The sequence below is a fragment of the Vibrio gallaecicus genome, assembly GCF_024347495.1.
GTDB classification, from domain to species: domain Bacteria; phylum Pseudomonadota; class Gammaproteobacteria; order Enterobacterales; family Vibrionaceae; genus Vibrio; species Vibrio gallaecicus.
This window is the reverse complement of sequence record NZ_AP025490.1, coordinates 739160-753628: the sequence shown is the minus strand read 5'-3', so window position 1 is coordinate 753628 and position 14469 is coordinate 739160. Positions and strand designations below refer to the sequence as shown.

Annotated in this window: 12 protein-coding genes and 1 pseudogene; 2 read left to right on the top strand and 11 right to left on the bottom strand. The window is 40.9% G+C overall.

Translation table 11 applies throughout. From position 1 onward, the window contains the following. Window positions 1-275: 275 nt before the first annotated feature. Window positions 276-1895, top strand: a complete 1620-nt coding sequence (gene mltF / locus OCU78_RS03340) for a membrane-bound lytic murein transglycosylase MltF (RefSeq protein WP_137374916.1) — start codon at window positions 276-278, stop codon at window positions 1893-1895. Window positions 1896-2258: 363 nt separating this feature from the next. Here the strand turns inward: mltF and tadA are convergent, their stop codons facing one another. From tadA to OCU78_RS03310, 6 genes are all read right to left on the bottom strand, one after another. Beyond that, window positions 2259-2786: a tRNA adenosine(34) deaminase TadA gene (gene tadA, locus OCU78_RS03335; RefSeq protein WP_137374917.1), complete on the bottom strand. Its 528-nt coding sequence runs from the start codon at window positions 2784-2786 to the stop codon at window positions 2259-2261. A 147-nt stretch (window positions 2787-2933) separates the two neighbouring features. Then, window positions 2934-4496, bottom strand: a complete 1563-nt coding sequence (locus OCU78_RS03330) for an AbgT family transporter (protein ID WP_137374918.1) — start codon at window positions 4494-4496, stop codon at window positions 2934-2936. 274 nt (window positions 4497-4770) lie between these two features. Next, window positions 4771-5181 (bottom strand): type IV pilus modification PilV family protein, encoded by a 411-nt coding sequence (locus OCU78_RS03325; protein ID WP_137374919.1) that lies wholly within the window; start codon window positions 5179-5181, stop codon window positions 4771-4773. Beyond that, window positions 5171-6436, bottom strand: coding sequence for a hypothetical protein (locus tag OCU78_RS03320; RefSeq protein WP_137374920.1), 1266 nt, complete (start codon window positions 6434-6436; stop codon window positions 5171-5173). The genes OCU78_RS03325 and OCU78_RS03320 overlap by 11 nt, the downstream gene beginning before the upstream one ends. Beyond that, the gene (locus OCU78_RS03315) at window positions 6436-7077 is read right to left on the bottom strand and encodes a PilW family protein (RefSeq protein WP_137374921.1); all 642 of its coding nucleotides are present in this window, start codon (window positions 7075-7077) and stop codon (window positions 6436-6438) included. The genes OCU78_RS03320 and OCU78_RS03315 overlap by 1 nt, the downstream gene beginning before the upstream one ends. Further along, window positions 7064-7609: a pilus assembly FimT family protein gene (locus OCU78_RS03310; protein WP_137374922.1), complete on the bottom strand. Its 546-nt coding sequence runs from the start codon at window positions 7607-7609 to the stop codon at window positions 7064-7066. The genes OCU78_RS03315 and OCU78_RS03310 overlap by 14 nt, the downstream gene beginning before the upstream one ends. Before the next feature lie 102 nt (window positions 7610-7711). Here OCU78_RS03310 and OCU78_RS03305 point away from each other — a divergent pair, with 102 nt between their 5' ends. Beyond that, window positions 7712-8143: a type IV pilin protein gene (locus tag OCU78_RS03305; protein ID WP_137375006.1), complete on the top strand. Its 432-nt coding sequence runs from the start codon at window positions 7712-7714 to the stop codon at window positions 8141-8143. Window positions 8144-8271: 128 nt separating this feature from the next. Here OCU78_RS03305 and dnaJ read toward each other — a convergent pair whose 3' ends face one another. The 5 genes and pseudogenes from dnaJ to grpE form a co-directional block, all read right to left on the bottom strand. Next, window positions 8272-9417, bottom strand: a complete 1146-nt coding sequence (gene dnaJ / locus OCU78_RS03300) for a molecular chaperone DnaJ (protein ID WP_137374923.1) — start codon at window positions 9415-9417, stop codon at window positions 8272-8274. Between the two features lie 242 nt (window positions 9418-9659). Then, entirely contained in the window at window positions 9660-11573 is a 1914-nt protein-coding gene (gene dnaK / locus OCU78_RS03295; protein ID WP_137374924.1) for a molecular chaperone DnaK, read from the bottom strand. Window positions 11574-11867: 294 nt separating this feature from the next. Further along, window positions 11868-11996: pseudogene (locus OCU78_RS03290) on the bottom strand (polysaccharide lyase family 7 protein); the annotation flags it as partial. Between the two features lie 158 nt (window positions 11997-12154). After that, the gene (locus OCU78_RS03285; RefSeq protein ID WP_137374925.1) at window positions 12155-13429 is read right to left on the bottom strand and encodes a dicarboxylate/amino acid:cation symporter; all 1275 of its coding nucleotides are present in this window, start codon (window positions 13427-13429) and stop codon (window positions 12155-12157) included. Between the two features lie 323 nt (window positions 13430-13752). Then, window positions 13753-14334, bottom strand: a complete 582-nt coding sequence (grpE, locus tag OCU78_RS03280; RefSeq protein WP_137374926.1) for a nucleotide exchange factor GrpE — start codon at window positions 14332-14334, stop codon at window positions 13753-13755. Between the last annotated feature and the right edge of the window lie 135 nt (window positions 14335-14469).

Below are 14469 nucleotides of genomic sequence, written 5' to 3'. Positions count from 1 at the left end.
CAGTTACGTGATTATTTAAACTCGTTCTTCTACAATATTTGCGAAGGTAACCAAACCTATACCGATTGCACCTCTTCAATGCGAGCGCATTATAAAGCATTTCTTTTTGTGACGTAACACCAAAAGCAACCGTTTGCGTTATTTTTTTTATTCATGAGTGTAAATGGTAAATTTGCTGGTGAAATCACCTCTTTTATAAGTGTTTATTTAAAGCCGCTTTGCCAGCCTCTCGGGGTTTGATATAAAGGGGGTTCAACTTTTCGAGATTTCATTTGATGCCAAAGTTTACTTCTTCTTTTTTCTCTAAATTACTCATTCTAACGTTAAGTGCTCTAGGGCTATTAGGCTGTCAGATTGAATCTGAACCAAAAAGTGTTCTTGACCAAATAAGGGAACGCGGCGTGCTTCGAGTTGGCACCCTCAACAATCAACTTTCCTACTATATAGGACCAGACGGTCCTGCTGGTTTAGACTATGAACTGGCTCAAGAATTTGCGAGTCAGCTTGGCGTGAAGATGGAGATCAAACCCGCCTACCGCTTATCAGAACTATTTCCAGCCCTGAAAAAAGGTGAAATAGATATAATCGCAACAGGATTAACCCAAAATTCAAATTTGACGAGATCATTCAGGGCAACCCCTGCTTATTATTATGTCAGCCAGCAGGTGGTGTATAAAAAAGGTCAGTGGCGTCCAAGAAATCTAAAACAACTGATTGAGTTTGAAAATAATCGCCAACTAGAGCATACCGCCGAATTTGAGAAAGCTGCATTAAATGTAGAGTTGGACGATAGTGTGAGCAGTGCTTTACCGGCCAATAAGCCTGATATAATTCAACCACTTTCCCCTTCTTTAGTTGTCGTGAAAGAATCGCACTTTGAGCCCACTCTGAAAGAGCTTCAAAAAGAACACAGCGACTTTATTTACCAAGCTGTGAATAATGCAGACATAAATGATCTCCTTAGAAAGGTATCTAAAAATGAGCTTCTATTTACGGTGGCAGATTCAGTTGAGCTATCTTTAGCCCAACGCTTATATCCTGATCTCGCTCTTGCCTTTGAACTAACTGAAGATCAACCGATCTCTTGGTACTTGAATAAGTCTGAAGATGAAAGCTTATACGCCTTACTCATTGAGTTTTTTGGAAATTATAAACAATCAGGACAGCTAGCAAGCTTAGAAGAAAAATACATTGGTCACATAGGTACTTTTGACTATGTCGATACACGAGCTTTCATCCGTGCACTAGATAGTAAACTGCCAAAATGGTCACCTCTTTTCCAAAAATACTCTCAAGAGTTTGATTGGCGAATGATCGCAGCTTTAGCCTACCAAGAATCGCATTGGAACCCAGTGGCTAAATCCCCGACTGGCGTACGCGGCATGATGATGTTGACCTTACCCACAGCTAAAAGTGTAGGAGTGACTAACCGGCTTGACCCGAAACAGTCAGTTCAAGGTGGCGTAAAATACTTAGGTAGGATTGTGCGACGAGTGCCAGATTCGATTACAGAACACGAAAAAATTTGGTTTGCCCTAGCCTCCTATAATGTTGGTTTTGGTCACATGATGGATGCTCGACGTTTAACCAAATCACAAGGTGCAAACCCTGACTCATGGGCGGATGTAAAAGAGCGGCTTCCTTTACTCAGACAGAAAAAGTACTACAGCCAAACTCGTTATGGGTATGCACGAGGCGATGAAGCGCAGAATTACGTTGAGAATATACGACGTTACTATCAAAGCATCATAGGCCATGTTGATAAACAAGCATTAGCAGAGCAAGCTTTGGAAATGGACGACCTCATTGTCATCACTCCAACACCTTCAATATCAGGTGCGCAACCAATCATTAAACTTGATGACTCTGAACAACAAGAAAAGCCTAAGGAATAAAGCAAAATCTTAAAATAAGTTATGTGGGGGGAAAGAGCCGACTTACCGTCGTTATCCTTACCCCCCCACTTTTATAAAGATATATTTACTAAAAATTCAAGCAGCCGCATCCTATGTCATATTGTGGTAATAAAATCGTTCTATAACGTCGCTATACTCATAAAGTTAGAAACAAACAACGTATCTCCACTTACAATTGAATAATAGGATTACACGAAGAATGAAATTAAGACATCGACTAAAGCCAAAGCGCCTTGATAAGACTGTTGCTGCTAATCGTCGGAAGCGTATGCTTGCAAACAATAAGAAGAAAATCATTTGGCGCAATCGCGCATTTATGCAAATGATAGTTGAATAGACACGCTAAGAGCGGCTTTCTTTCTCATCTAATAATCTCTCTTGCTTTCTTTTCTCTTTAATTTCTTTACGTCGTCTTTTAAAGAAAGCCTGCAGCTGCTCTCGGCATTCATTCTCTAATAAACCACTGTCAACATCGGCATAATGGTAGGATGCTTGGCTTTCAAATAAGTTTAACACTGTCCCTGCTGCGCCAGACTTCAAATCAGGGGCACCAAATACAATTCGTTTAACACGGCTATGGAGCAAAGCACCTGCGCACATAGGGCAAGGCTCTAAAGTGACATAGAGCGTTGTATCAAGCAGTCGATAATTTTTAAGCGTTTGACCCGCTTTACGAAGTGTTTCAACTTCAGCATGTGCAGTTGCATCATGCCCACCTATCGAGCGATTCCACCCTTCGGCAATTATATTTCCGTCTTTAACTAAAACGGCACCAACTGGGACTTCCCCGTTATCTTCGGCTTGTGAAGCAAGCTCAATAGCTCTACGCATAAACAATTCATCTTGAGCAGTAAAGTGGTTCTCTGGCAATGCTTGTTCCTCAAGTTTTCTTTATACGCGTAGATTAACGCGATCTTTTGAATATTCAATAAAAAAGCCCGTACATATCTGTACGGGCCTTATCAATTATTTGTTCAGCCTCATCCTCTCTTGATAATAATCAGAAAGGAATTTTCCTTACATTGTGTAAGTGTAAGGAGCTTGGATACCCAGTGGAATACCTAGAGCCCAGTAAGCAAGTAGGAAGATACTCCAACCGATTAGCATTGCAATCGAGAATGGCATCATCATAGAAGCAAGAGTACCAATACCTGTCGACTTAACGTAACGCTGACAGTAAACAACCACTAGCGGGAAGAATACCATCAGAGGTGAAATGATATTCGATACAGAGTCACCTACACGGTAAGCCGCTTGAGAAAGCTCTGGAGAAATACCAACAACCATTAGCATTGGAACTAAAATAGGACCAATCAGTGCCCATTTTGCTGATGCCGAGCCAACAAGCAAGTTAACAAATGCAGTCAGAAGAATCATACCAACAACAGTTGCCTCACCAGGAAGGTCCATTGCTTTCAGACCTTCAGCACCGTACAACGCTAGCATAGTACCGATGTTTGATTGACCGAATGCAGAAAGGAATTGCGCACAGAAGAATGACATTACAATGTAAGCACCCATTGTTGCCATTGTCTCTGACATTGCTTTGATTACATCATTACTACTTTTAAAAGTACCCGACACACGACCATAAACAATGCCTGGAATGATGAACAAGATGAAAATCAAAGGAACAATTGATTTCATGACTGGCGCAGAGAATGACGTTAACTCACCTTCTGGAGAACGAAGTGCTGAGTTTTCAGGCATTAATGCAGCAATAAGCAAACCAATACCAGCAACCATTGCCCAACCAGCGTATCTAAATGCTTTTGCTTCAATATCCGTAAACGTACCAAGATCTGGTGCAGTTTCTGCATCTTCATCAATTGGAAGTTTAGCTAAGCGTGGCTCAATGATTTTCTCAGTAACATACCAACCAATCGCAACAATTAAAATTGAAGATAAGCCAGTAAAGAATATGTTCGCTAGAGGGTTAATCACATAGGCAGGGTCAAGAACATTTGCCGCAGTTTGTGTGAAGCCAGCTAGAAGAGGGTCAATGCCTGAAGGGATGAAGTTTGCTGAGAAACCACCCGATACACCAGCAAATGCTGCTGCGATACCCGCAAGAGGGTGACGACCTGCAGCATGGAAGATGATACCGCCAAGAGGGATAACGAGTACATAACCAGCATCGGCTGCAGTGTGAGATACAATTGCAACCAAAATTAGCATTGGTGTAAGAAGTTTAGCTGGCGTGAAGTTCAGCATCTTCTTTAGGCCGGTAGTAATGAAGCCAGAAGAGTCAGCAACGCCAACCCCTAACATAGCAACAAGTACAATGCCTAATGGTGCAAATCCGGTAAACGTAGTCACCATGTTCGCAAGGAAACTCGCAAGAGCTTCACCCGTTAATAGGTTATTAACTTCGAGAGCATCACCCGTTCGAGGGTTAATAAGATCGAATGATACATTCGACAAAAGTGCAGATAATACCCATACAATAACTAACGCCCAGAAGAATAAGATTGCTGGATCTGGAATCTTATTACCTGCACGTTCAATGAAGTTTAAAAAGCGGTCCATCCCACTGATTTTGCCAGTGTCTGGTGCTTGTTTTACGGCTTGGTTACTCATGGTAACTCCATATGTGATGTTGTTTTCTTTAGGTCTAATTAAAGTTATGACCACGACCTATTGGTTCACATATATTCTATTAAAACCGCAATCAAAAAGCACAAGATTCCATCTATATTTCCATAAATGGAGACATATTTTGCAAAAACACCATAATGCAGTAACAATGTAAAAACAAAAAGAACACCATGCTGGATACATGATTTTAACTAGCACGTAAACAATGTCCGAGAAGAGCAAACTATCACTACATTGAAGTTATAACTCTCAGCAATCAATCGAATTCGCTGTATTTAGAGATCATGGTTTGTAATTCGATAGCCTGATTATTACCAAACCGGTCTTCCCATGAGCTTGTTATCTGAATGGTCTTTAACGCACCTGATAAACTATTCGCAACTGTCCAATCAAGTTGATATTTCACATGCGAGTGATCCATACCATCAACAATATCTGTAGCAAAATCTGCAGGCGTTATGCTCGATAAAGCAGCAGACGCGCCACGAGTTCTGAACCATTCGAGTTTATTTTCAGCCAAATGCAGAGCTTCCACACTGTGAATAGCAAAGTCAGACTTTTGCTCAACATACGTCTGCAGCTTGATTAACCCAAGAGAGCCAACTCCGATCAATAAAAATGAAATAAGTACTTCTATTAAGCTAAAACCTTTTTGCTTATAAATCATTCCATGATCCTTTTTGCCACTTTACCTTTGAACTGTTATTTGGGACAGATCCAGAGTCAAAGGTCAAACTTAGTGAAACACCAAAAACGGTTAAGCCACCAGGTGTATCGAAAACGTAACCTCCTTTAGGCTTAAAGGCACCACGAGAAAAAAAAGTTAACTTCTTCTGTTGGGCAACCGTTAACTCAGCTGTAGATAGATTGCCATGTGTAGAAACATCACTTGTCCAACGAGAACTTAAATCAGCACTGCTTGGAATCGTAGAGGTGAATAAGTGATATATAATACCTGGGAAATCATTAGCTCCATTCACAGTAAGAATTCCATCTTCAACAACTAACACCTTCGATGAAGCACCAATTAAAGTTGTATTTAGCAAGTTGCCACTTTCCAGATCACAGTCTCCTTCAACCCAAACGTTATCATTTAAAGAATAGGCATCCTTAATCCTATCCTGGCAGCTATCACTTCCCGAAGAGCCCGAAGTTACAGTCCCTTGTACAATCTCATAATCAGCTTTTATTGAGTCAATATTACTTCTTGTATCTCCAAAAAAGCTTTCAAATGGGTCAAGACTAGAGTCATACACAAAATCATTTTCAACAAGTTTACCAGCTCCTCTATGGGTTTGATCATCTCCAACAACAGTTAAATCATAATCCCATATACTATGCTTAACGCAATTACTATCACCCGACGGGCATGTGTAACCAGATGCAGCCGTGTCTGTTTGATATGCACTATTACAAGTAACACCAGCTGGGTTCAAAGTTTTAAATGAACCATTCATGATGAATCCACTCGCATACCTTACAGATACGCATTGATCTACTCCCTCAACATCAGGAACAAATTCATTTGCACCAATCAATTTGAGGTTGGAACGAGCTTGAATTGCTCCAATGGAGCGAGAAGTTATTTTTATATTCTTTTGTAAGGAATTGTAGCCACTTACTGAGGTCAACGTATATGTAGTATCACCTATTGTATTGGGAGAGATTGACATTGAGGATAAAGTACATGCGTTATAAATATGATCTACAGGGTGAGTAGAACTATCTTCTTTGATTTCTGTAATCGCGCACTCCAGACCTCCCTCAGCTTCCCAATGCTGCTTACGTGCTTCTACCTCATTCTGAGCTCGCTTGATCTGGTAAAAAAGCCCCTTGGATGTACCCAAAACTACAGCTAACGCTATAATAAGAAGTAATGATGTAATCAATAAGACCACCACGCCTTGGTGATTTTTCCTCATTATAAATTCCTTTGCTTAACTGATGAATTTACCGAATAATTAATACCCGTATTAACGAGAGTTGCATCAATATTAAAATCAATCACTTGAGTATTAACACCAGATGCTTTTACTTCCTTTGAAGTAAGAGAAAAATCACTAACACTTATTTGCTTTTTAAAAAAAACACTTTCGCAACTCATCGCCACTCCACTCGGTGGAGTGCGTGTAAGCATCGCAGATAACAACATAACGTCACTGCTTTTAACTTCACAATAATCTATCTCGTCTCCGCTTTTTCCATACAAGATATTTAGATATTCAATAGGTTGACCTGATTGGCTGTTAAGATAAACAAATGCCATCGCTGCATCGGATCCAGAGTTATCGATATGAATAGTATGCGTCGCACCAGATAACTTGACTGACCGCCCTATATCACCTGAATAACCTGCCCTTAGCATTTCATCCTTCATAATTTGAGACATGCTAAATAAGTTATGCTGGATAAGTAATTCAAGACTATTGTTAGTCACAACCCTCTGAGTTGATAAAAATGCACTGCCAATAATAGCAATCGCAATCAAGCCAAGAAATGATGCGATCATCATTTCAACAAGAGTAGCTCCACGCTGAGAACTACAAGAATTAGCAAATTTCATAACCGAAATACCCTATGCTATTTCGTTCATTTGAATTAGGATCAACGCTACAAACCCGAACTCTTCCTGTTGTTTCAGACGCTTTAACAAATATTTTTTTTGACAGCTCATCATCAGGTGCAAACTCAACATTACCATTTGAAAGTCTCCCTCTAACGGCATCAATCGCTACTATTTTTTTTGCTTGAAAGTTAAAAATCACTTTAATTCCCTCATACGAGCTTCCATCTATATGAAGTAACTCATCAGAAACTACGTAAGGCGTGGAGCTTGTCAAAATCAACTTCCAATCTCCTGTAGAGCTTTCTAGAGGTCCAGACGCCCCCCCAACTCGAAAGTGTAAAAATAACTCTTGGTTTCGAAATACAGCCTCTGATCTAGAGGTGATAAGGAAGCTATGAATCTCTGAAGCTAGTCTCTTCATCTTCACCGTTTCCGAGACAGAACTAAAACTTGGAGCAGCAACAGCCAATAATATTGAGAGCACTGATATGGTTATGAGCAGCTCTAAGAAGGTAAACCCGCGAGACATTTCCCAAATTCCTATGTAAACCGATACGTAACCGTATTTAATCTTGCAAGGATGCTATCACCGGAGAAAAATAGGCAGAATATTGAGAAGGAACTACTCGTGATGATTCGAAAAAATAAATGTAACAACAACAACTTAAGTCGCAAAGGGATGACATTGATCGAACTATTGATCGCTGTGGCTATTATTGGAGTGCTGACCGCTATTGCCTACCCAAGCTATACCGATCATGTTATTAAATCTCACAGAACAGCAGCATTGGCTGATATGGCAAAAATACAACTCACACTTGAGCAGTCTTACAATGGTGCATATAGCTGGGGAAGTATTATTTCAGGGGGGGCTTGTACAATGTGTGAATCATCAAGTGATCGCTATGTATTTTCTGTCGCAAGTTCAAGCAGCATGGCATATACAATAACCGCTACAGCGCAGTCAACTAAAGGGCAAAGTGGTGACTCTTGCTTAGGCACTCCCAAAACAATGACGCTAAAATCTTCAGGTGAAGAATCCCCTGTAGATTGCTGGAACTAATAAAAATTAATATCCTTGATATGAGTAAAGAATGATTAGGAATATACATAACTGCATTTTTAAGTAAACGAGAAGATCAAAAAAGCCTGCACACTGGCAGGCTTTTAAAATTTCAAACCACTATCTAATTACTTAGTTAGGTCATCAAAAAAGTTTTTAACACCGTTAAAAAAACCTTCAGATTTAGGCTTATGCTTATTAGCAGCTTCGCCGCCACATGTTTCTTCAAACTCTTTTAGAAGTTCTTTCTGACGAGAGCTCAACTTCACTGGAGTTTCAATAACAAGCTTAACGATTAAGTCACCAACGCCACCGCCACGAACACCTTTAACACCTTTGCCGCGCATACGGAACATACGACCGGTTTGCGTTTCTTCAGGCACTTTAAGGTTTACACGACCATCTAGTGTTGGAACTTCAACTTCACCACCTAATGCTGCCATAGCAAAGCTTACTGGCACTTCGCAGTAAAGGTTGTTGCCGTCACGCTCGAATATGTGGTGCTCTTTAACATGAACTTGTACATACAAGTCACCAGCTGGAGCACCTTGCTCTCCCGCTTCACCTTCGCCAGATAAACGAATGCGATCGCCAGTGTCCACGCCTGCAGGAATCTTAACGTTAAGCGTTTTAGTCTTTTGCTTGCGACCTTGTCCATGACAAGAGTTACAAGGGTCTTTAATGATTTTACCTTTACCGTTACATGTTGGACATGTTTGTTGTACGGCAAAGAAACCTTGGCGCATTTGAACTTGTCCGTGACCGTGACATGTTCCACATGTTTGTGCAGATGAGCCTTTTTTCGCTCCGCTGCCATCACATGTGTCACACTCAACAAGCGTAGGGACTTCGATTTCTTTAGAAACGCCACGGACCGCTTCTTCAAGCGTTAATTCCATGTTGTAACGTAAATCTGAACCACGTTGTGCACGTTGCTGACCGCCACCACGGCGACCACCACCGAAGATATCACCAAAAACATCACCAAAGATGTCGCCGAAATCACCTTGACCGCCGCCGTAGCCGCCACCACCACCCATTCCGCCTTGTTCAAAAGCAGCATGACCATATTGATCGTAAGCGGCTTTCTTTTGCGAATCGGTTAAGATTTCGTACGCTAATTTTACTTCTTTAAACTTATCGGCTGCGCTCTCATCACCCTGATTACGGTCTGGGTGGAATTTCATTGCTAAGCGTTTATACGCTTTCTTAATATCACGCTCTGATGCATCGCGGCTAACGCCTAATACTTCGTAAAAATCACGTTTTGACATGTTTTAAGTCACCAAGTTATTGCTACCATATTGCATTTAATACTCACTATTATTCAGTAAGCTATCACTACAATCGGCGGTTTATGTATCAATCTAGATAAAGGTTCGAGATTCGAAATTCGAGAGCCATTATCTAGATCGACAAGCTAATTACAAATATGCGGGCGTAAGAGTTACCTCTGACGCCCGCAAAAATATTCATGAAGAAAAGGAGCTGTTAAAAGCCCCTTAATCAATAAGAATTACTTCTTATCTTCTTTTACTTCTTCAAATTCAGCGTCAACAACATCGTCGTCTTGCTTAGGTTGCTCACCAGCATCAGCACCAGCTTGTTCTGCTTGAGCTTTCTGTTGAGCAATTTCCATCAGCTTTTGAGCAGCTTGCATAAGTTCTTGAACTTTAGCGTCGATAGCTTCTTTATCATCACCGGACTTAACTTCTTCTAGTGCTGTAATTGCCGCTTCGATCTTCTCTTTCTCGTCTGCAGGTAGAGCTTCACCAGCTTCTTCTACTTGCTTCTTAGTGCCGTGGATCATTTGGTCAGCTTGGTTACGAACTGTTACTAACTCTTCGAACTTTTTGTCCGCTTCTTTGTTAGCTTCAGCTTCTTGTACCATTGCTTCGATCTCTTCCTCAGACAAACCGCCTGATGCTTGGATAGTGATCTTCTGCTCTTTACCCGTTGCTTTATCTTTTGCAGATACGTTCAGGATACCATCAGCATCTAGGTCGAATGTTACTTCGATTTGTGGCATGCCACGTGGTGCTGGTTGGATACCTTCTAGGTTGAACTGACCAAGAGACTTGTTGTAAGTCGCTTGCTTACGCTCACCTTGAAGAACGTGGATAGTTACTGCGTTTTGGTTGTCTTCTGCTGTAGAGAACGTTTGATCCGCTTTAGTAGGGATAGTCGTATTTTTCTCGATTAGCTTAGTCATTACGCCGCCCATCGTTTCGATACCGAAAGATAGAGGAGTAACGTCAAGAAGTAGAACGTCTTTAACGTCACCAGCAAGAACACCACCTTGAACTGCCGCACCCATTGCTACTGCTTCATCAGGGTTAACGTCTTTACGTGGTTCTTTACCGAAGAACTCAGTTACCTTAGCTTGAACCATAGGCATACGAGTCTGGCCACCAACTAGGATTACGTCAGTGATTTCGCCAACAGATAGGTCAGCATCCGCTAGAGCAACTTTTAGTGGCTCAAGAGAACGTTGAACTAGGTCTTCAACTAGAGACTCAAGCTTCGCACGAGTCACTTTAACGTTCATGTGTTTAGGACCAGTTGCATCAGCAGTAACGTAAGGTAGGTTTACGTCTGTTTGAGTAGTAGAAGAAAGCTCAATTTTCGCTTTTTCTGCTGCTTCTTTAACACGCTGCATTGCTAGTGGATCAGCTTTAAGATCGATGCCTTGCTCTTTCTTGAACTCATCTACTAGGTAGTTGATCATGCGGTTATCGAAATCTTCACCACCTAGGTGAGTATCACCGTTAGTAGAAAGAACTTCGAAAGTCTTCTCGCCTTCAACTTCGTCAATCTCGATGATAGAGATATCGAAAGTACCACCACCAAGGTCGTAAACAGCGATAGTGCGGTCGCCGCCTTTCTTGTCTAGACCGTAAGCTAGAGCAGCAGCTGTTGGTTCGTTGATGATACGTTTAACATCAAGACCAGCAATACGACCAGCATCTTTCGTTGCTTGACGCTGAGCATCGTTAAAGTAAGCAGGAACAGTTACTACTGCGCCAGTTACTTCTTCGCCTAGGAAGTCTTCAGCTGTTTTCTTCATTTTCTTAAGAACTTCAGCAGATACTTGAGGAGCAGCCATTTTTTGACCTTGCGCTTCAACCCATGCATCACCGTTATCAGCTTTAACAATGTTAAAAGGCATGATTTCGATATCGCGCTGTACTTCTTCATCTTCAAAACGACGACCGATTAGACGCTTAATAGCGAACAGTGTGTTTTGAGGGTTAGTCACTGCTTGACGTTTCGCAGGTTGACCAACTAGCGTTTCGCCGTCTGTATATGCGATTACAGATGCTGTAGTACGTTCGCCTTCAGCATTTTCAATTACGCGTGGTGCATCGCCGTCTAAAACAGCAACACAAGAGTTAGTAGTACCTAAATCAATACCAATGATTCGACCCATCAGGCTATCTCCGAATAAATTCTATTTAGTTTTTGCTATACCCACTATGTGGGGGATGGTAATCAGGGATTCAACCCTAATACACAAAATTAAAGTGCAAATGTATTTTGCTTTCGTATGCACCATAGATAAGGGCTGCAAACTGGTTTTCAAGGGAACAAGTGAAAAAATATCATTTTTCCTGCATCTTTTTACTTAGCGATGGAAAATAGATTATCCCTTACAGGTTAAGGCTTGAAAGGTTGGATATTCGAGAGCTCAACATCGGCAAAGTTATTGATTGAGAATTAACTGCTAGAAGCTTGCTTGCATGCAATTTCCCGCTTCCATACCACGCCATTTACAGGCAGAACTCGACTTTTTAGTATTACATTAGTTATATGCATCAGCTTTGAAATACATCCAATCTTGACCGTATCGAAGTAACTATAAAGTGAGTTCTAGCATTAAATAAGTCGCTTACTTTCAATCACTCTATTAAGTACAACCATGAACTATCGTTACAAACACAAAATATTACAGGCACAAAAAAGCCCCGCTCTATTTGAGCGAGGCTGCAAGTTATCAAGCTTTAAGTAAACTTAAGCTTCTGCATTTTTAAGTTCAGCACCTTCTTCTTTCTCAACGCCAATCTCATTTTCAGATTTCGCTACGATTGTATTTACCGCAGTGTCACCAACAACATTTGAAGAAGTACAGAACATGTCACAAATACGGTCAACAGCAGCAACAATCGCTAGACCTTCTGGTGGTAAGCCTAGTTGGTGTAATAGAACACCGACCATAACAACACCGCCACCAGGAACACCACCAGCACCGATAGACAGTAGCAAAATAGTTAGACCTAGAGTGAAGATGTCAGCAGTGTTAATAGGTTGACCAAATGCGTTTGCTACGAACATAGTTGCAAGTGCGATGTAGATAGATACACCAGACATGTTCATCGTTGCACCAAGCGGTACACCAAAACCAGCAACTGATTTAGATACGTTTAGCTTGTCAGTTAGAGTACGCATTGTTACTGGGATTGTTGCGTTCGAACTTGCTGTAGAAAGTGAGAAAAGAACTTGCTCACGAGTCGCACGTAGGAACTGCTTTGGTGAAATACCAGTGAAAGAACCAACCATCATTGGATAGAAGAAGAAGATCCAGAATACTAGCATTGCAACAACAAGTGCTACGTAACCCGCTACCGACATTAATGTATCAGCATCAAGTGTCGCACCTAGTTGAATCATAAGCGCAAATACACCGTATGGCGCTAGGCTCATAACTAGACCAATCAGCTTCATCATGATTTCGTTAGCCATCTTGAAAGTCTTGATAGCTGGACCGCCACGAGAATCAAGCGCTTGAATAGCAAGACCAGTCAAGATTGCCATGAAGATGATTTGTAGCATATCGCCGCTTGCAAACGCTTGAACAGGGTTGCTTGGAACGATATTAACAACTAGAGAGAAGATATCTGGCGTTTCTGTTGTAGTCAGCGCAATAGTTTCAGAAACCGTACCTGCAAGGTTTGCACCTGCACCAGGTTGGAAAATCAGACCAATAGTTAAAGCAGCTGAGATCGCGATGATGGTGTTAATAATGTAAAGAGCAAAGGTTTTACCACCTAGACGACCAAATGAACGAATATCTTTCAGTTCAACAATACCGCAAACAATCGATACGTATACCAATGGAACAACAAGAAGTTTAATCAGCGATACAAACATACCACCAGCACCTTCTGCTGCGCCTAATAGGTAAGTATCAAAAATTGCAATTCCGCTAAATAGATACTGAATAGCAGTACCAATAAGTAGGCCAGCAAACAAGCCTACAAAAATCTTACTTGAGAGCGATTTATCCATCGTTCTTCTCCAGTTTGTTGTGTTTGAAAAATGTACTTTTATAGTTATATATGCGAGTGAAATCGCTATATTGCAGAGGATTTTACATACAGGAATAACAATTAAAAGCATTTTTTTACAAAATAATTACAACTGTGACATTGAAGCATTTAGTTAAAAACAATTAGTTTCATAAAATAAAACACTAAATGATTGAAAAACTGCATTTTAAAAGAACGAGTACCCATAAAATTAGAATGTGCTTATTTAACAAGGTATCTAGCTAACAGGCATAAAAAAAGAGAGGCATATGCCTCTCTTTTTATATCGGTCTTACTAGTGGTTTATTTTGAAACCATAACCATCGCTGGGCGAACAACTCGACCATTTAGCTCATAGCCTTTTTGCATCACGAACATAACTGTGTTTGCTTCATGATCAGGGCTTTCTTGAATCGACATTGCTTGGTGGAATTCAGGGTTGAAAACTTCACCTTCAGGGTTAATCTCTTTAAGACCAAACTTAGAAACAGTATCAACAAAAGTCTTATGCGTTAATTCAACACCTTCAAGGATTGGCTTAACCGCTTCATTTTCTGTATCAGCAGCTTGGATAGCGCGCTCTAAGTTATCGATAACCGGAAGTAGACCTTCAGCAAATTTATTCAAAGCGAATTTACGCGCTTTATCTACTTCTTGCTCGCTACGGCGGCGCATATTTTCAACTTCAGCTTTCGCTCGAAGAACAGAATCTTGCTGTTCTTTCACTTTAGATTCACTAGATAATAATGCAGCTTCTAGTTGAGCAATCTTTGCTTCCTGCTCATCAGCAGCGTCTTCATTCAGTTCAGCTTCTTCCACTTTCTCAGCTTCAGCAATGATCTGATCTAGCTCTGCTTCGGTTACTTTGTTTTCTTCGTTGCTCATGATATCTCCAGAATTCGTTTTCAATGCAAGTGACAGGCGTGTTTGCGCCCCAAATTGATATAAAACACTCGCATAGACGTTCAACTTGCCTTTATTATGGGGATGAAGAATTTTGATTCAAGCCTAATTCGTTTG

What these genes read in the sequence shown, in the direction of transcription:
- mltF (WP_137374916.1), top strand. Translation starts at nt 276, where the DNA reads ATGCCAAAGTTTACTTCTTCTTTTTTCTCTAAATTACTCATTCTAACG.
- OCU78_RS03330 (WP_137374918.1), bottom strand. Translation starts at nt 4,496, where the DNA reads ATGAGTAACCAAGCCGTAAAACAAGCACCAGACACTGGCAAAATCAGT.
- OCU78_RS03325 (WP_137374919.1), bottom strand. Translation starts at nt 5,181, where the DNA reads ATGATTTATAAGCAAAAAGGTTTTAGCTTAATAGAAGTACTTATTTCA.
- OCU78_RS03320 (WP_137374920.1), bottom strand. Translation starts at nt 6,436, where the DNA reads ATGAGGAAAAATCACCAAGGCGTGGTGGTCTTATTGATTACATCATTA.
- OCU78_RS03315 (WP_137374921.1), bottom strand. Translation starts at nt 7,077, where the DNA reads ATGAAATTTGCTAATTCTTGTAGTTCTCAGCGTGGAGCTACTCTTGTT.
- OCU78_RS03310 (WP_137374922.1), bottom strand. Translation starts at nt 7,609, where the DNA reads ATGTCTCGCGGGTTTACCTTCTTAGAGCTGCTCATAACCATATCAGTG.
- OCU78_RS03305 (WP_137375006.1), top strand. Translation starts at nt 7,712, where the DNA reads ATGATTCGAAAAAATAAATGTAACAACAACAACTTAAGTCGCAAAGGG.
- dnaJ (WP_137374923.1), bottom strand. Translation starts at nt 9,417, where the DNA reads ATGTCAAAACGTGATTTTTACGAAGTATTAGGCGTTAGCCGCGATGCA.
- dnaK (WP_137374924.1), bottom strand. Translation starts at nt 11,573, where the DNA reads ATGGGTCGAATCATTGGTATTGATTTAGGTACTACTAACTCTTGTGTT.
- OCU78_RS03285 (WP_137374925.1), bottom strand. Translation starts at nt 13,429, where the DNA reads ATGGATAAATCGCTCTCAAGTAAGATTTTTGTAGGCTTGTTTGCTGGC.
- grpE (WP_137374926.1), bottom strand. Translation starts at nt 14,334, where the DNA reads ATGAGCAACGAAGAAAACAAAGTAACCGAAGCAGAGCTAGATCAGATC.